Here is a 16,808-nt window from a genome sequence, read left to right on the forward strand (position 1 = left end):
CGTCCGCCTCACCACGTAGGACACGGTCTTAGTGGAGAGGTCGGCGGATCGTGCAAGTAACCCTGCAGTTTCAACATCTGAGGAGGGGCCCCGCAGTTCGACCGCAGGAACCTTCGTCGGCGGTGGCTGACCTCTGCGTCTGGCACAGTTGTGACACGAGCCTCAGCCGTCGACAGTCAGCCCACCGGCCTCAGCCCAACCGAGGTGGCCGAGCGTGCCGGCACAGCGTGGAGGTCCTGCCGACCCGGAGAGACCTCGTCGAGCACTCCGGGCCATGGGCCGTCTTCTGTATCGGGGCTCATGGGCGATTCATGATCGAATTCCCGCACGTAGACGCCGACGGGTGAGAAAACAACGGAGTACTCGTCGCCCGATCCGCTCAGCATCGAGGCCATCGACTCCGTCTCGGACCAGTGGTCGTCGAAGGAGTGGTGGCGGCTCTCCCATTCAGGGCTCAGGACTGCCTCCACGACGGCCATGAAACGGCAGTGTTCACTGAGGACTGTTTCTCAGGCAGGTGTCGAGCAACATCATGAACAGTCACCTGCTCATCCAAGCGCACGCATCTGACACGTCAGCTTCCTGCCCGACGTGTCACTGTCGCACCGAACGCGAAGACCGTGGACAGTACGACTCGCCTGGGACAACGCTTCGAGATACCGTCCGTGCCTCGTCCACAGCCCTCGGCATACAGCCGCTCCGAGCGGCACACGCCTGCACACACACGAAGACCCCGTCCCAGCGAAAGCGCTGATGGCGGGGTCTTTGGGCACCTCATGCAAGGTGCCCCCGGCAGGATTCGAACCTGCGCACACGGCTCCGGAGGGCGTTGCACCTCGCAGCATCCTTCCTGGTCAGCGCCTTACATGGAGCTGAGCACCGTATATCGGTCCACGAGTGGTCCACGGCTCCTAACGTGGTCGAGTGCAGTCGTTCGCGGATCCCTCCGTGACCCCGCCCGGTCGGGATGACAGCTGGGCCCCAAGAGCAACGGTCACGTTCTGGCGCGACCTTGTCTGATCCTCTGCCCCTGTGCGAAGCGTCGTCCCGCGCCGCACTCCACGTTCTTCCTCAACGCCGCATGTCACGCAGAGACTTCGTCTGGATCTTCCTGGTGACCTGACATACCATCAAGTCGTGATCGGCAGTTCGTGGGGGGTACGGTAGTGACGCAGGAGCAGTTCGGCTGGCTCTCGGAGGCCATATCAACCTTCGGCGCGTCGTGCAAGGACATGGTGAACGGCCCGGGCGACCCCGAGGCGTCCATCCGCCCGCCGATGCAGAAGCTCCTGGAGACTGTGGGCAGTCACGATGCCTTGGACGGCGTTCTGTGGCACTCCGAAACTCCTCTGCGTGACGTGGGTGTACGCCCCGACTATGCAGTCGAGGTGCATGGCGACATCGTCGGCTACATCGAAGTCAAACGTCCCGGTCATTCTGTTGATCCGGAAAAGTTCACGGGGCGCAACAAGAAGCAGTGGGAGCGACTGCGTGACCTGCCGAACGTGCTCTACACCAACGGCACGGAGTGGCGACTCTTTCGCACCGGGGAGCAGATCGGCACTCCGGTCGTTTTCGAGGGCGACTTGGCCAGTGCAGGACGGTCGCTAACCGCTCGTGAGCCCGCAGCGTTCAATAGTCTCTTGAGGACCTTCCTGCACTGGGTTCCCGAGCCAATCCGCCATGCCTCGGCTCTGGTTCGGCGCACTGCGCCGCTGTGTCGCCTGTTGCGCGCGGCGGTCCTGGAGCAATTGGAGTTCGAGAGCAGGTATGCGGCGGAGGGCGCGCGTCCTGAGGAGTTGCGGTTCACAGGGCTGAAGAATGACTGGCGCAGACTGCTCTTTCCGACGGCCGATGACGCCACCTTCGCCGACGGTTACGCCCAGGCAGTGACTTTCGCGCTGCTGCTGGCGCGCACCGAGGACATCTCCTTGAAGGGGGTGGGGCTGCATGAGGTTGGTCGGCAGCTGGATGCCGGGCATGCCTTGATGGGCAAGGCCCTTCAGCTCCTCACCGACAACATCACGGTGAGCTTCGAGGTCAGTCTCGATTTGCTCATTCAGGTGATTGACGCAGTTGACTGGGCGGCGATTCGTAAGGGCCGGCGGGACGCATATCTGCACCTATACGAGTCGTTCCTGGAAGTGTACGACGAGAAGCTACGGCAGAAGAGCGGCTCGTATTACACCCCGCGCGAAGTGGTCGAGGAAATGGTGCGTCTCACCGAGGACGTGCTGCGTACGCGCTTAGGTCGCTCAGATGGATATGCGGACGAGAGCGTGCGCATCGTCGATCCAGCCATGGGAACAGGCACATACCTTCACGCGGTCATTGAACATGTCGCCGCCTGGGCGGCAGAGAACATCGGACCCGGAGCAACGCCGGATGCGATAGGTGATCTGGCGAAGCGCCTGATCGGTTTCGAGCTGCAGATGGGGCCCTTCGCTGTCGCTGAGCTGCGGACCTCGGATCTGCTTAAGCGGTATCAAGCGGTCGCGCCGGCGGATGGGATGAAGCTTTTCGTCACCGATACGTTGGACGACCCGTATCTGGCCGAGGAAACCCTTGCCTCGACGTACGGAGTGATCTCTGAGTCTCGTAAACGGGCGAACCAGGTGAAGGCCAGCACGCCGGTCACCGTTGCGATTGGCAACCCGCCTTACGACGATAAGGCCAAGGGGCGCGGCGGCTGGGTCGAGAAGGGCACACCTGCCCAGGGCGTGGCTCCGATCGAGGCCTTCAAGTGGCCTGGCAACGGCCGCTATGAGCACGTGCTGAAGAACCTCTATGTCTACTTCTGGCGCTGGGCGACGTGGAAGGTCTTCGACGTCCATCCCCAGGATCAGCAGGGAGTGGTTTGCTTCATCACGCCCTCGGGGTTCACGACAGGACCGGGCGGGCGTGGCATGCGGGACTACCTGCGGCGCACCTGTGACGAAGGCTGGATTATCGACCTGTCTCCGGAGGGGCATCGCCCGGATGTGGCCAGCCGGATCTTCCCGGGGGTTGCACAGCCTCTGGCCATCTGCATCTTCGTCCGCACGAAAGACACCGACCCTAAGCGACCCGCCCGTGTCCACTACCGCGCCGTCCACGGCAAGCGAGGCGCCAAGTACCGCCAGCTTAAAGAGATCCGGCTAGACGACGACGGCTGGCAGGACACGCACGCGGATGCTATTCGCCCCTTCCGCCCAACCACCGAGACGGGCTGGGAGGACTATCCCGCTCTCGACGATCTCTTCCGCTGGGGAAGTCCAGGCATCAAAGCCAACCGCTCCTGGGTCAACGGCCCCAGCAAGCAGGTGCTTGAGAAGCGCTGGGCGCGTTTGATCCACGAGAATGATCTCGCCAAGAAGGCGGAGCTATTCAAGGAGACCAGGGACCGTTCGCTGGACGCGAGTAGGGATCCTTTGCCTGGGCAGCCTGAACACACCCGGGAACTTGCGGTCGAAACGAACCTGGCGCCTGACCTGGTACGCATCGCCATGCGAAGCTTCGACCGGCAGTGGCTGATCTCCGATAGCCGTGTCATCGACTTCGCCCGGCCGGCGTTGTGGGAAGCCATGCAGCCAGAGCAGATCTTCCTGAACCAGCAGTCCTCGCACGAGATCGAAACCGGGCCTGCGATCGTCGCCACCTCCTTGCTCCCCGACACCCACCATTTCAACGGCCGCGGTGGCAAGATCATGCCGATCCTCCATCCGGACGGCACTCCCAACGTGCATCCGCGCCTTCTGGCCTACCTCGCCGCCGAGATTGGCATCGACGACGTCACGGTGCATGATCTGGCTGCATATGCGGCGGCTGTTGCCGGGCACGCCGGATTCACCAAGCGATTCACCGAGGAGCTCCTCACCCCAGGCGTGCGGCTACCGCTCACCCGTGATACCGCCCTATGGCGCGAAGCGGTGCAACTGGGTAAGCACCTCTTGTGGGCCTCGACGTACGGGGAGCGTTATGCCGATTCGGAAGATGGCCGACCGGCCGGGAACGTCCTATTTCCGCTAGGCGATGCGCGCCGGCTCCGTTACGACCAGCACGTAGGGGCGGAAGTACCCGCTGAGATCCAGTACGCCGAGATGACCGGTACCCTGCACTTGGGCGGCGGGCACGTCAGCCCTGTCCCCGCCGCAGTGTGGAACTACGACGTCGGCGGCATGCAGATCATTAAAAAATGGTTCGGTTACCGAAAGGTCAACCCCAACAGCCGCAAGAGCAGCCCCTTGGACGACCTGCATGTCGAGTCTTGGCCAGCCGGCTGGTCGCGGGAGCTCATGGAACTGCTTTCGGTGCTGCGCCGACTTGTTGACCTCGCGCCCGCCCAGCAGGAGCTGCTGGAGCGCATCCTCGCCGCCCCCACGATTACTACGGCTGACCTTGAAAAAGTCGGCATCCTGCCGGTCCCCGACAAGGCCCGCAAACCTCATCGCCGCGTTGTGCTCCCCAAGGAGGCCGGCGGGGAAGCGTAGGGCCTGTTCAGTGCGCCCAACGCTCCACGTATGCCATCGCCTCCGTCCTGCTCCATGCCCCATTGGCGAGCTGGCGGAGCGCGTGCAGTTCTGCACTGAGTGAGGGTGCGAGTCGCTGGAGGTCGTCGGCGAAGGCGCTCACCTCGGCCAGGCGCGTTGAGAGTACGGCGCACTCGGCTTCGAAGTGCACTGCCCTTCCGCGCGGCGTGATGGCCAGGCGCTCCCCTCTGACCTCCAACAGTCCCATCCAGCTGAGAGTCTGCACGTCGTCCGGGACGCTCGCTTCTTCGAGGTCTCGGACCGCTACGGAGACGGGATCTGCATCGGGGTGTGGGACCTCGGCGAGCATGAGGTGTCGCAGCAGTTGGAGCTGCGAAGGGGAGAGAGCTGAGTACACGGATGCATGTCTAGCAGCACAGGGGGTCAGTCTCGTGCATCGGGACCGGGTTCGACCCGACTTCCACCTGAATCAGATCATCATTCCTGGCTTGCTCGGGCCGCTGTGCGCGCCGCCCGTCCGTAATGGCGCCGCCTCACCACCGGCTACCCAACCTACGCGCGTGCCGCATTTTCGCTGGTGAGAGGGCGCGTCTTGGACGCTAGTGCTCTGCGCGATCAGATTGAGGGGCGTTCTTGATTGCCATCCGGCACCCATGCGGAAGCACTACGCCAAGTAGTGAGGGGTAGAAGATCCCCTAATGTCGCGTGCCTTGTCCGGGAGTTCGGTCGTCACCTTCCGCGATCCTCTGGGAAATCGCTCGATTTACGATAGCGGAAACGGTGGGCGTCATCCCCTTCAGGTCGAAGCGACCCATGAACCCAACGATTCCCATTTCGAGCGCCAGCTTTCCAAGGACCTCGTCGGCGAAACTTGAAGAAACTACATAAACTCCCGAGAAGTCGAGTGTCAATCGGGGGGCGCCCAGGTTCAGCAGATTTACAAGCTTATTGCGAATCTGCTCTGCTGATCGACGGGTGCCCAGCCCTTCTTCGAAGTCGGCAACCCGAAGGCAGTGCTCCCCTGCCTGATCTTCTATGCGTTCGAGCAATAGATTCGGCTCGGGGAAGTTAAGGGCCTCGGCAAGGCTCACACGTTTGCTCAGGTCGAGTTGCCAGTCGACAGTGGTGCCATGATGGTCATTCAGATCGACCAAAGGGATCGACATCGAGTAATCTCCTTTTATCTCTCCATCCCGGTATTCAAGCCATCCTCTGCCGGAGCGGATCTGCAGCTCACCCTTGTTGAGGCCCACGACGCGCATGAGGCCGTAGAGGCCGTTGCCCATATTCTTGGTTTTGCTGGTCACCTTTTCTTGCACGGAAAGCATTATCGCCTCGTATGCATTTTGTGCTGCGTAGACGTTGCTTTCTTTGAAAGATCTGTGGATCCCAATACCGCAATCCGCGACCGCGACCGTACACCATCGACGCTTCGCGTGGATCTGCATCATGGCATATCCGTATGGGGCCTTGCTGTGCTGGAATACGTTGTCCAACACTTCGAAAAGACACCAATTGAGAGACTCGATGACACCGGTTTCGCAGCGTGCGTTCTCTTCGAGCATGTCGATAAACGCGTTGCATAGACCGGTCGACTGTTCTTCGTTGTACTTCCATACGATGTTTCCGGCGGGATGGTTCCGGATGTTCTCTGGTGTTGCTGCCAGTGGGTGCAGGAATCGAGTACTTATGACTGATGCATTGAGGCGAGTGGTCGATATTCGAAGCCCATCTGCGCGAAAATACTCCAAAGCCGCTGCCATGGGCACGGCACCGTTCGGGTATATTCGATGAGCATTCCCTAGGTCGAGTGACAAGCCTCCCATGCGCATGGCTCGGCGGCTTGCGGAGATCAAAGAGTTCGCGTCCGAGGCGCCCGACATGGTGCGGATGACATAGGAAAGGCTTGGCGACATAGGGACATGATATTCGATGGTCTTCCTGCTGTGAGGCTTCGTGCAGGCTGATTCTGTGAGGTCGGTGGAGCGGCTTTGGGCTGGAGCTGCTTTGGCGCGAGTGATCATGGCCCCGTAAGCTTCCGGCGCGTCGGGCAGTCTGTGGACCTGCCCGGTAAAGCACGACGTTGGGGCCATGATCTTCGAGGCTCGCGCCAAAGTGGCTGCCTAAAGCCGTGGAGCCGACCGCCCCAGCCACGACGTACCCCTTCTCTGGCATCAGGTGGCTGATTGCCGAGTGCGCGGCATGGGCGCCGGCCGGGCTGGAGCGGGGCGGAGACAGGAGCGCAGGCCCGGCCGGGGGCCGGGCCGCGCGCGGTGAGCGGAGCGAGCCGCCTTGAACCAGTAGAGAAAGTTGTAACTCAGTCTGTGGCGCCGGGATTGAAGTAGTGCGCACATGCTGGGAGTGCAGCGTGTTGGCGGTGGAGCAACGGCAGGAAGACTACTGGCCGGATCGTCCATGTGATGCGAGTGCTGGCGTGGGTCACTGAGACCGTGCAGGGGTCCATGCGTAAGAGGGCTCGCCGCGTCTTGATGCGGCCGTCGTAGAGCCAGCTCCAAGCCTCATCGAAGGCGTCCGGGTCCAGGGCCGGTGAGATTGTGCGCAGGGCGACTGCTACCCATCTGTCGGCCTGCGGTGCCGAATAGGCATCGAAGGAGGCTCGGAGGGCCGGCCATCCTGTCTCGTCGTTGACGTCCTGCGTCCAGCACTCGCACCAGAAACCCCGCTGGGGCTTGTCCATCAGCACGGGTGTCCTCCCGGCTGGACGTCCGTGAAGAGTTCAGCCGTGACGGTGTAGCCGCTGCGGCTGCCGTGGATGACGACCCGGTCTGCGATGACGCTGACCATGCCCAATCCGCGGCCGTGTACCTCGTCCTCGTTCGGCTGCTCGACCTTCGGGGCGGTGCCCGTTCCTCCCTCGTCGGTGACCGACAGGGCGACCACCTGCGGGGACACCGCGAGTGCCAGATGGAAGCTGCCCGTCTGCAAGCCGCTGGCTGTGTGGAGGATCGCGTTCGAACTCAGCTCGCTCACGATCAGCTCGGCCTCGTCCGCCAGGGGAGATCCGCGCAGGATGTCCCGGGTCCAGCGGCGGGCCCGGCTGACCTCTTCCGGGAATCCTGGGCAAGACAGTCCCCAGACCCGGGCTGTACTCGTATACTCGTGCATACAAGTTCCTTCGTGCTGGTAGGCCGCCATGTGCAGCGGGTTCGGGCTAGACGAGTTTCACGCCGTCGTGGGCGCGGATGGCCGGCGGGGTCGCCGCGTCGAGTGCGTCAAGAACGCGGATCGCGTAGGCCTCGTCGGAAAGGTCGATGACTTCTTCGCGGGTGGCCCAGCGCAGTGCGCGGGTCTCGTCTCCGGTGGTGGGGGTGCCGTCGGCTGCCTGGCAGCGGAAGACGAGGGAGACGATCAGGCCCGTCATGTTCTTGTAGACGCCGGTCAGGGTCGCGGGAAGCTCGATCTTGATGCCGGTTTCTTCGAGAACTTCGCGCTGGAGGGCTTCGGGGATGGTTTCCTCACGTTCGAGGACTCCGCCCGGGGGCTCCCAGTGACCGTTGTCGCGGCGCTTGATCAGGAGGGCCCGGCCCTGGTCATCGACAATGACCCCGGCGACGCTCACGGAGTGCGGGCGTTCTGTGCTCACGTTCCTTGGCCCTCTCGGCTGACTAGGCTCTCCACCGTAGCAACAACACTCGCCCACTCGTCTAGATACCTAAAGGAGTACGCGTGACGTCTCTACCGAGCATTCTCGGCGGCCTCGATCCGACCAGTGATCGTGCGGTCTTCCGGCAGATCGCCGACCAGCTGCGCGAGGCCATCGACCGTGGGCGATTCAAGGAAGGGGAGAAGCTTCCCTCCGAGGCTGAGCTGGTCGAGCACTACGGCGTTTCCCGGATGACGGTCCGCAACTCCTTCTCGGTCCTCCAGGGCGAGGGCCTGGTGCACGCCGAGCACGGCAAGGGCGTTTTCGTCCGGCCCCGGCCCCCTGTCCGGCGCCTCGCCTCGGACCGGTTCGCCCGGCGCCACCGCGAGCAGGGCAAATCCGCGTTCATCGTGGAGGCCGACGCCGCCGGCAGTCACCCGAAGGTGGACAGTCTGGAGGTCAAGGAGGAGAAGGCCAGTCAGGACATCTCCACCCGCCTCGGTTCCGTGCGGCGCGTGCTCGCCCGGCGTCGCCGGTACCTGCTCGACGGACGGCCGGTCGAGTTCGCCACCTCCTACCTGCCGCTCGACATCGCCCGCGGTACGCAGATCGCCGAACCCAACCCGGGCCCCGGCGGAATCTACGCCCGGCTTGAGGAACTGGGCCATCAGCTCGACCACTTCGAGGAGGAGATCCGGGCCCGGATGCCCTCGCCATCCGAGGTCAAGACGCTGCAACTGGCCTCTGGCGTTCCGGTGATCCATCTGATTCGCACTGCCTTCGACACCGCGGGGCGGGCCGTGGAGGTCTGCGACACGGTCATGGCGGCGGACGCCTACGTCCTCTCCTACCAGCTCCCGGCGAACTGATCGGCGGTGCGCGAGGCCACTTTCCCGGACTCGTACACCCCCACACGCATACTCGTATAGACGAGTGGGCAAGTTGTGTGGCAAGGTGGTCATCGTTCCCGGCGCCGCCGGGTTCGAAGGCTGCATCTTGTCTAGACGAGTAGATGGGAAGAAACCTTGCGCACCATCCGTGTGGAGACCTCGGCCGCGACGATCCTGCTTACCGAGGCGCCCGAACCCAAGGTCCGCGATCGGCAGACGGGCGAGATCGCCAAGGATGCCGTCAGCGGTGAGGCCCTGATGACGATCGGCGTCGTCTACATCGAGGAGGGTGAGTCGTCCCTGATCAAGGTGACCGTCCCGGAGAGCGGGGTGGCGGAAGGGCTCACCCTCGGTGCCCCGGTCTCTCTGCCGGGTCTGGTCGCCCGGCCGTGGGAGAGCGTGTTCAACGGGCAGCAGCGTCACGGCATCGCCTTCCGCGCCGCCGCGGTCACCCCGGCCGCCTACCCGGCCTCCGTGGGGGCTGCGGCCTGATGACCGAGCTGGCAACGCTTCTGGAGGTGGGTGGTCCCGTCGCCGCACTCGGCGGTGGGGCCGCCTACGCCCGGGCCAAACACCCTGGGATGTACTGGTCCACTGTCGGCTTACCGATATCCACGGTCCGGCTGCTCAGCTCCTACAGCTCGGTCATGGAGGCGTGCGGTCTGACTGTGGCGCCCTCCCGGCTGCGGGTCTTGGCGGTCAAGGCCACCACCCGCCGTGAGGTCCGGCCCGTGCCCCCGCGTCGGGGGATCATTCGGCCGACCACGACGGGGCTGCGGGTCCGCCTGCGGCTTGCCCCGGGCCAGGAGCCCGCCGACGTGGCCGCCTCCGCCGAACGGCTGCGGCACGCTTGGGGCGTCCACGCCGTCTACGTGAGCACGGTCAAGCCGGGGGTGGTGGAACTACGGCTCGTCGGCTTCGACGTGCTGCGGAAGGTTCATATGCCCCGCAAGTTCCACCCGGACCTGCTGCGGGTGCCGGTCGCGCTGCGCGAGGACGCCACTCCGTTCGTGCGCGACTACCGCGCCGTTCCGCACCAACTCACCCTTGGCGCCACGCTGTCCGGCAAGTCCATGTACCTGCGGCACCTCGTCGCCGGCCTCGCCCGCCAACCCGTCGCCCTGGTCGGCATCGACTGCAAACGGGGCGTGGAACTGGCGCCCTTCGCCCCACGCCTGTCAGCACTCGCCACCGACCCGGACCAGGCCGCAGAGCTGCTGCCCGTGCTCATCAAGGAAATGGAGGACCGATACGACCTGATCAAAGCCCGGCAAGGCATCGCACCCAGCACCCCGGACGAAGAGATCACCTCCGACATTTGGGGCCTGCCCGCGCACGAACGCCCGGTTCCCGTCGTGCTGTTCGTCGACGAGGTGGCCGAACTGTTCTTGGTCGCCACGAAGAAGGACGAGGAACGCCGGGACGAGATGGTCACCCAGCTCATCCGCCTCGCTCAGCTCGGCCGGGCCGCCGGCATCTACCTGGAGGTCTGCGGCCAGCGCTTCGGGGCCGAACTTGGCAAGGGCGCGACCATGCTGCGGGCCCAATTGACCGGCCGCGTCTGCCACCGCGTAAACGACGAAGCCTCTGCGAAGATGGCGCTCGGCGACATTGCGCCCGAGGCGGTCTCCGCCGCCTGCGCCATCGCCCCTGAACGGCCTGGCCTCGCCGTGGCTGGTGACACCTCCGGCGGCTGGTCCCGCATCCGTACCCCGTACCTCTCCCTCGGCGACGCCGCCGAGACCTGCCGCGAGTCGGCCCACATGGTCCCCGACCTGCCCGCGCTCAAGCCCTTCCGGCCCGACGTGCCCGTACGGCCGACCGTCGAGACTCCGGACCCGGTCGTGTGGCCCCGGCCGGTGACCGACTGATCGGCGTCCCAACGCATCCCCGGTCGGCATGACCGTCTCACGCCAACTCCCTACCCCTCCCATGCCTGAATCCGGAAGGAGCCGCAGTATGCGTGCCCACTTGGCCCGCGTCGACGCGGTGCTCGTCCAAGCGGTCATCGCCGCCGCGCTGTCCTTCGCCCACCTGCACGACGTCGCCTCAGCGGCCGGACAGGACGGGTGGAAGGCGTGGGCCTACCCGATCAGCGTTGACCTGCTGCTCGTCGCCGCCTGGCGCCGATTGCGCTCCGGGGAGGCGAAAGCGGCCGGGTGGTGCTGGTTCCTGATCGCCCTCGCTGCATCCCTCGGCGCGAACATCGCCACAGCCGGACTGCTCGACTTGGACCACGTACCGGCCTGGCTCCGAATCCTCGTCGCGGGCTGGCCCGCGGTCGCCTTCCTCGGCGGAACCCTCCTCGTCCACTCCCCGCCGGCATCGCACGACGAGACCAGTGACGACGTGGACGGAGAGACGTCCAAGGAGATCGAGGGCCAGGAGGACGCCGTCCTCGACCCCGCACCGGAACTCCCGGCGCCTCCGGCAGTCAAGCCGGTACCGATTCCGGCAACGCCCACGCCCCCGGTCGCCGTCCCGGCCGCCCTGGTCGAGCACGCCCGCAAAGTCGCCGCCGAGCACCACGCCCGCACCGGGACGGCTATCGACACCCCAACCCTGCGCGCCCGCCTCGGCGTCCCGCCGCCCATGGCCGACGCCATCGCCGCCCAGCTCTGAGAGGAGACACCCACATGAGCGCAAACCGCCGCTTCCGCTCCGTCACCCGCATCGGCCCCGTCCAGGTCGGCACCTCCTACGACGGTCGCGGCCGGGAGAAGCACACCGCCGCCTGCATGGCCCCGCGCTGCGGCTTCTCCGCCGACTACGACAGCCGCGCCGCCGCCGAACTGGCCGCCCGTACCCACCGCTGCCCCGTCCGCTGAAAGGACCCGCCTCCGTGACCGTCAGCCTCCCGCTCGTCGCCGTCCTCGGCTTCTTCGCCTGGGGAGCGGTCAAGTTCCTCGGCGTCCGCACGTGGATCGTCGTCCTGATCGCCCTCTTCGGCTTCTGGCTCTCGCACACGTTCATGGCCCCCGCCATCGAGTCCGGTACGCGCTCCGGCGTGGACATCGTCAACGGCTCACATGACTAGACGAGTAGGTAAGGAGAGCTTCGCTGTGTTCCTGCCCAAGTACCCCGACAGCCCGACACCGCCGCCCGCTTATCCCCACACCGTGGCCGACCAGGCACCCGCTCGGCCTCCCGCCCCTCAGATCTCCGTCAGCACGGGAGCGGTCGCGGCCGTCCTCGTCGGCGGTGTCGTGCTGACCGCGCTCCTGGCCGCCGTCGCCGTCACGGCCATCTCCGTTGCCGTCGCCGCCGTGGTCCTGCGCTCGATGCTCCGCGACCAGCACCGCCGCTGACACACCAGACCCCCGGGGCGGCCTCGATACCGCCAAGCATCCGCCGCCCCGGGGGCTCTCCCTCCAGCCGAAACCAGAAGGAGAAGACATCATCACCCGCGCCACTCCGCCCCCGCTCCACGAACTCGGCGAACTGGCCGCCCTGGGCACCATGCCCGCACTCCTGCGCCAGCTCGCCGGCCTCGGCGGCTGCACCCACCCGATCCGCCTCGACGGCCACCGCACGGAGTACGACCTGAACACCCGCACCGGCGAAATCGGCAACGTCCTCCACCACCTCGACTCCTCCAGCCTCCCGGCCGGTCACCTCTTGGTCCGCTGCAACAACCGCCGCACGACCCGGTGCGCGGCCTGCGCCGAGGTGTACCGCCGCGACACCTTCCACCTGATCACCTCCGGACTGCGCGGCGGCAAGGGCGTCCCCGAACGCGTCGCCGCACACCCGCGCGCCTTCGCCACCCTCACTGCGCCGAGCTTCGGTCCGGTCCACAACAGCCCCACTGGCCCGGCAGGCTCGGTCCGCCGCTGCCGCTGCGGCGTCCTTCACGACCAGGACGACCCCGCCCTCGGCACTCCGCTCGACCCGGACACCTACGACTACGAAGCGGCCGTGCTCTGGAATGCGCACGCCGGTCCGCTGTGGCGGCGCTTCTCGATCTACCTGCGCCGGGAGGTCGCCAAGCGCGCCGGGCTCACACAGCGGGCCTTCCGTGAGCACGCCCGGGTGTCCTTCGCCAAGGTCGCCGAGTACCAGAAGCGCGGAGCCGTCCACTTCCACGCCGTCATCCGCATCGACGGCCCCGGGGGCGGCGACACCCCGCCTCCCGCGTGGGCCACCGCCGAGCTGCTGACCGACGCCATCCAGGCCGCCACCGCCGCCGCCCGCGTGGACGGCCCGATCCTCGACGGGCGGGCGCATGCCTTCGCCTTCGGCCGTCAGCTCGACGTGCGAACCATCCGCTCGGCCGACTTCGACGGCGGCCAGGAGCTGACCGAGCGGGCCGTCGCCGCGTACATCGCCAAGTACGCCACCAAGGGCGCCGAGACCGCCACGGGGGCTCTGGACCGGCCGCTGAAGTTCCTCGCCGAACTCGCCCAACTCGACATCAGCGACCACGCCCGCCGGCTCGTCCGCACGGCCTGGACCCTCGGCGCGCGCAAGGATCTCGAACACCTCCGCCTGCGGGCCTGGGCCCACATGCTCGGCTTCCGCGGCCACTTCTCCACCAAGTCCCGCCGCTACTCCACCACCCTCGGCGCCCTTCGCGACGCCCGCGCCGAATGGCGCCGCGCACAGGCCCTGGAAGCGACCGAGACCGACCGGGACACCACCCTCGTCCTCGCGCACTGGATCTACGCCGGGACCGGCCTCACCGACGCCGAAGCCTGGCTCGCCGAAACCCTCGAACCTGCCCCTGGAACGGAAGGAGAGCCGACATGGACGCCCGCCGCGACGAGCTGATGACTGTTCGCCAAGTCCTGGACGAACTGGGCGGCGTTTCTCGCCGGACGTTCTACCGCTGGCGCGAGCTGGGGCTCGGACCGGCGGCTTTCAAGCTGCCCAACGGCGAGCTGCGAGTCTGGCGGAGCGACTTCACCGCTTGGCTGCGGCAGTTGGAGGCGGCAGCGTGAAGTCCCTCGACGTGAAGGTGTGGGGCGTCCGGAAGAGGAATACCAAGAAGTCCTCCTATGACGTCCGATGGACTGTCGTCGGGAACGTGTTCTCCGAACAGTTCCGTACCAAAGGGTTAGCGGACCACTACCGTTCCAAGCTGCTCCGCGCCACTCATGCCGGCGAAGAATTCGACACGATCACAGGGCTGCCCGACTCAATGGTCGAGAAGGCGGCCTCGATGACCTGGTACGCCTTCGCTCTGAAGTACCTGGCCATGAAGTGGCCGCACGCGGCGCCGAACACGCGAAACGGGGTCAATGAGGCCCTGACCGCCGTGACGATGGCCCTCCTCGACGATCGTCCGGGTCAGCCGTCCGAGGAACTGATCAGGAAGGCACTCCGCAACTGGGCCTTCGTCCTCCCGGGGCCGGACGAGCGCGAATTGCCGACCGAGATCGCAAACACCTTGCACTGGGTGGCCAAGGCGTCGCGTCCGCTCTCGGATCTCGGTGACGCCGCGATCGGCAGGGCCGTCCTGGACTCGCTGAAGCTGAAGCTCGACGGGACGGCGGCGGCTGCGGAGACCGTTCGGCGCAAGCGTCGGACACTCGTCAATGCAATGCACTACGCCGTGGACCTCGGGGAGTTCAAAGAGAATCCGATCACGGGCATCCGCTGGAAGAAGCCGAAGGTCGCCGGAGAAGTCGACCCCCGGGTGGTAGCCAATCCCGAGCAGGCTCGGTCCCTGCTGACGGCGGTCTCGTACGTCGGCGGGTACGGTCGCGCGCGTGGCCGTCGACTCGTCGGCCTGTTCGCCTGCATGTACTACGGCGCCCTGCGCCCGGCTGAGGCCGTCGGCCTCAACAGTACGGACCTGAAGCTTCCCGAGACCGGCTGGGGGACGGCACTGCTGAACCGGACGCGCCCCAGTGTCGGCAAGCAGTGGACAGACTCCGGCGAGACCCACGACGACCGGGGCCTGAAGAACCGGCCCGCGGAGGAGGTCCGGCTCGTGCCAATTCCGCCTCAGCTCGTCGCCATCCTCCGGCAGCATCTTGACACCTTCGGCACCGTCGAGGACGGGCGGCTGTTCACCAATGAGCGCGGGGGAGTGGTCGGCTCCTCGACGTACTACCGCGTCTGGCAGGAGGCCCGTGCACTGGCGCTCCCGCCGGCCGCGGTCGCCTCGCCGCTCGCCGCGCGCCCGTACGACCTACGGCACTCGGCGCTGTCGACCTGGCTCAACTCCGGAGTGGACCCGACCGAGGTAGCCGAGCGCGCCGGCAATAGCGTCGAAGTCCTGCTGAGCCGATATGCCAAGTGCATCGACGGACGGAAGGAGATCGCCAACCGCAAGATCGAAGAGCTGCTACGCGAGTACGAGTGATCGAGCTCAGCGCTGGGCTTCAGCCCCCTGGACCTTTCCAGGGGGCTTCGCATTTCAAGACTGCGACATTACGCGCGCCTATCCCGCTCGGCCAGTGCGGCACGGTACAGATGAACGGTCTCGTCGTCTGAGAGTCGCACGGCAGCCCCATGACTTCCCGCCTCACGGCTGAGCCATTGGACTCTCTCTAGCAGTTCAGTGCCGGGGGTACCTCGCCGCCAGGCCACGATGTGGTGATCCTGGTTGCGCGGCAGGCGAATGGGCAGGTACTCCAACTTTCGGGCGCGCAGCATCTCGGTGATATGCGTGAGAGCCTGTCCCCGCAGGCTCCGATGTTTCCCGATGCGGCGGAGTTCTTTCATCGAGAAGAGCGCGATCTCGCCGCGGCCCGCAAACGTCTCGATGATGCGCACGGCTTCGGAGTCAGCGCGCAGGCGTTCAACGGCGGTTGTCATAGTCCCCCCTTGGGCACGGCAGCACTGGGCAGCCTAGAACGCAACTGGCAGGGACGCGTGGTGAACGCCCACTCAACATGGCATGGCGCGACCCTGGGCCTGCCGGTCGGCCAGACAGGCGACCCGCCTTCCGGTGCTCAGCGGCGGCGCTTCTGGGCTCGTCCGATGACCTCCCCGCGCAGCGGCTGATCAGGGGAAACGCTTCAGGATCCTGTCCACGAATAGTCCACGGACCGCGTCGCAGGGCTGCTTCGGACGGCACATGCCTGCACATACGCGAAGACCCCGGCCTCAGCGTTTCCGCTGGTGACGGGGTCTTTGGGCACCTCATACAGGGTGCCCCCGGCAGGATTCGAACCTGCGCACACGGCTCCGGAGGCCGTTGCTCTATCCCCTGAGCTACGGGGGCGTGTTCGTCGCGTTGCTCGCGGCGACGGGTAGAACACTACCAGCTCCCTCGGGGTGGTCATGAACGGGTTTTCGCTGTCGGGGGCGGGGGTGTCGGTCGCTCGTGAGGGGTGGAAGTGGGGAAAACCCGGACGCGGTGGCCGGGGCCGACCTACTCTCGAGTTGTGCCAGGCGCATCGGGCCGGGTGCTTGTTGTGGACGACAACAAGGTCATCCGGCAGTTGATCAGGGTCAACCTCGAGCTTGAGGGGCTGGAGGTCGTGACCGCGGCCGATGGTGCCGAGTGTCTTGATGTCGTGCATCAGGTGCGGCCCGATGTAGTGACCCTCGACGTCGTCATGCCCCGGTTGGACGGGATCCGTACGGCCGCGCGCCTCCGGGCCGATCCGCGCACCCGCGACGTGCCCCTCGCCATCGTCAGTGCCTGCGGGCATCACGAGGTCGAGGCCGGACTCGAAGCGGGCGTCGACGCCTTCCTCGCCAAGCCCTTCGAGCCCGCCGAACTGGTCCGCATGGTGCGGCAGTTGGTCGAGCGGGCCCGGAGTGAGGGCCGACAGCGCGGCGGCCCCCGGACGAAGGATCACGCGACGACGAGACACGGGACAGGGCACGTGACGGATCAAGCGACGCGGCACGGGACAGGGCACGTGACGGATCAAGCGACGCGGCACG

Annotated in this window: 19 protein-coding genes and 1 tRNA gene; 12 read left to right on the forward strand and 8 right to left on the reverse strand. The window is 66.0% G+C overall.

Annotation, left to right across the window (positions count from 1 at the left end; translation table 11 throughout):
• Positions 1 to 176: 176 nt before the first annotated feature.
• Positions 177 to 479 carry a hypothetical protein gene (locus tag GTY56_RS26680; RefSeq protein WP_346345591.1) on the reverse strand — a complete coding sequence of 101 codons (303 nt, stop codon included), beginning with the start codon at positions 477 to 479 and terminating at the stop codon, positions 177 to 179.
• Positions 480 to 1,166: 687 nt separating this feature from the next.
• On the opposite strand from GTY56_RS26680, the gene GTY56_RS40075 reads away from it, so the two are divergent.
• Positions 1,167 to 4,469, forward strand: coding sequence for a type ISP restriction/modification enzyme (locus GTY56_RS40075; RefSeq protein ID WP_346345592.1), 3,303 nt, complete (start codon positions 1,167 to 1,169; stop codon positions 4,467 to 4,469).
• 7 nt (positions 4,470 to 4,476) lie between these two features.
• On the opposite strand, the gene GTY56_RS26695 is transcribed toward GTY56_RS40075, so the two are convergent.
• The 5 genes from GTY56_RS26695 to GTY56_RS26710 form a co-directional block, all read right to left on the reverse strand.
• Positions 4,477 to 4,866 (reverse strand): hypothetical protein, encoded by a 390-nt coding sequence (locus tag GTY56_RS26695; protein ID WP_161367860.1) that lies wholly within the window; start codon positions 4,864 to 4,866, stop codon positions 4,477 to 4,479.
• Positions 4,867 to 5,164: 298 nt separating this feature from the next.
• Complete coding sequence (locus GTY56_RS26700; protein ID WP_161367861.1) at positions 5,165 to 6,493, reverse strand: STAS-like domain-containing protein; 1,329 nt, start codon at positions 6,491 to 6,493, stop codon at positions 5,165 to 5,167.
• A 293-nt stretch (positions 6,494 to 6,786) separates the two neighbouring features.
• Complete coding sequence (locus GTY56_RS40820) at positions 6,787 to 7,167, reverse strand: hypothetical protein (protein ID WP_237525052.1); 381 nt, start codon at positions 7,165 to 7,167, stop codon at positions 6,787 to 6,789.
• Positions 7,167 to 7,595, reverse strand: a complete 429-nt coding sequence (locus GTY56_RS26705; RefSeq protein ID WP_161367862.1) for an ATP-binding protein — start codon at positions 7,593 to 7,595, stop codon at positions 7,167 to 7,169. Before GTY56_RS26705 ends, GTY56_RS40820 begins: the two co-directional genes overlap by 1 nt.
• Positions 7,596 to 7,641: 46 nt before the next feature.
• Positions 7,642 to 8,049 (reverse strand): NUDIX domain-containing protein, encoded by a 408-nt coding sequence (locus tag GTY56_RS26710; RefSeq protein ID WP_161367873.1) that lies wholly within the window; start codon positions 8,047 to 8,049, stop codon positions 7,642 to 7,644.
• A gap of 107 nt (positions 8,050 to 8,156) precedes the next feature.
• Between GTY56_RS26710 and GTY56_RS26715 the strand changes: the two genes are divergently transcribed.
• The 10 genes from GTY56_RS26715 (at position 8,157) to GTY56_RS26760 (ending at position 15,273) form a co-directional block, all read left to right on the forward strand.
• Positions 8,157 to 8,942, forward strand: coding sequence for a GntR family transcriptional regulator (locus GTY56_RS26715; protein WP_101279784.1), 786 nt, complete (start codon positions 8,157 to 8,159; stop codon positions 8,940 to 8,942).
• Positions 8,943 to 9,098: 156 nt separating this feature from the next.
• Positions 9,099 to 9,455: an SCO3933 family regulatory protein gene (locus GTY56_RS26720; protein WP_161367863.1), complete on the forward strand. Its 357-nt coding sequence runs from the start codon at positions 9,099 to 9,101 to the stop codon at positions 9,453 to 9,455.
• The gene (locus GTY56_RS26725) at positions 9,455 to 10,834 is read left to right on the forward strand and encodes an FtsK/SpoIIIE domain-containing protein (RefSeq protein ID WP_161367864.1); all 1,380 of its coding nucleotides are present in this window, start codon (positions 9,455 to 9,457) and stop codon (positions 10,832 to 10,834) included. The genes GTY56_RS26720 and GTY56_RS26725 overlap by 1 nt, the downstream gene beginning before the upstream one ends.
• Positions 10,835 to 10,922: 88 nt before the next feature.
• A complete protein-coding gene (locus GTY56_RS26730; RefSeq protein WP_161367865.1) occupies positions 10,923 to 11,585 on the forward strand; it encodes a DUF2637 domain-containing protein in 663 nt (220 codons plus the stop codon).
• A gap of 14 nt (positions 11,586 to 11,599) precedes the next feature.
• Positions 11,600 to 11,791: a mobile element transfer protein gene (locus tag GTY56_RS26735; RefSeq protein WP_161367866.1), complete on the forward strand. Its 192-nt coding sequence runs from the start codon at positions 11,600 to 11,602 to the stop codon at positions 11,789 to 11,791.
• A 14-nt stretch (positions 11,792 to 11,805) separates the two neighbouring features.
• Entirely contained in the window at positions 11,806 to 12,000 is a 195-nt protein-coding gene (locus GTY56_RS26740) for a hypothetical protein (RefSeq protein WP_094054604.1), read from the forward strand.
• Positions 12,001 to 12,025: 25 nt separating this feature from the next.
• Entirely contained in the window at positions 12,026 to 12,271 is a 246-nt protein-coding gene (locus GTY56_RS26745) for a SpdD protein (protein ID WP_161367867.1), read from the forward strand.
• Between the two features lie 151 nt (positions 12,272 to 12,422).
• Complete coding sequence (locus GTY56_RS26750) at positions 12,423 to 13,733, forward strand: replication initiator (protein WP_161367868.1); 1,311 nt, start codon at positions 12,423 to 12,425, stop codon at positions 13,731 to 13,733.
• Entirely contained in the window at positions 13,733 to 13,903 is a 171-nt protein-coding gene (locus GTY56_RS26755; RefSeq protein WP_237525051.1) for a helix-turn-helix transcriptional regulator, read from the forward strand. Before GTY56_RS26750 ends, GTY56_RS26755 begins: the two co-directional genes overlap by 1 nt.
• A complete protein-coding gene (locus tag GTY56_RS26760) occupies positions 13,900 to 15,273 on the forward strand; it encodes a site-specific integrase (RefSeq protein WP_161367870.1) in 1,374 nt (457 codons plus the stop codon). The genes GTY56_RS26755 and GTY56_RS26760 overlap by 4 nt, the downstream gene beginning before the upstream one ends.
• 68 nt (positions 15,274 to 15,341) lie before the next feature.
• Here the strand turns inward: GTY56_RS26760 and GTY56_RS26765 are convergent, their stop codons facing one another.
• Complete coding sequence (locus tag GTY56_RS26765) at positions 15,342 to 15,728, reverse strand: hypothetical protein (RefSeq protein ID WP_161367871.1); 387 nt, start codon at positions 15,726 to 15,728, stop codon at positions 15,342 to 15,344.
• A gap of 337 nt (positions 15,729 to 16,065) precedes the next feature.
• Positions 16,066 to 16,137 (reverse strand) — tRNA-Arg (locus GTY56_RS26770).
• Between the two features lie 184 nt (positions 16,138 to 16,321).
• Here GTY56_RS26770 and GTY56_RS26775 point away from each other — a divergent pair.
• A partial coding sequence (locus GTY56_RS26775; RefSeq protein ID WP_346345593.1) for a response regulator occupies positions 16,322 to 16,808 on the forward strand: 487 nt, incomplete at its 3' end.

It is taken from the genome of Streptomyces sp. SID5643, assembly GCF_009872555.1.
In the GTDB taxonomy this organism is placed as follows: Bacteria; Actinomycetota; Actinomycetes; order Streptomycetales; family Streptomycetaceae; genus Streptomyces; species Streptomyces iakyrus.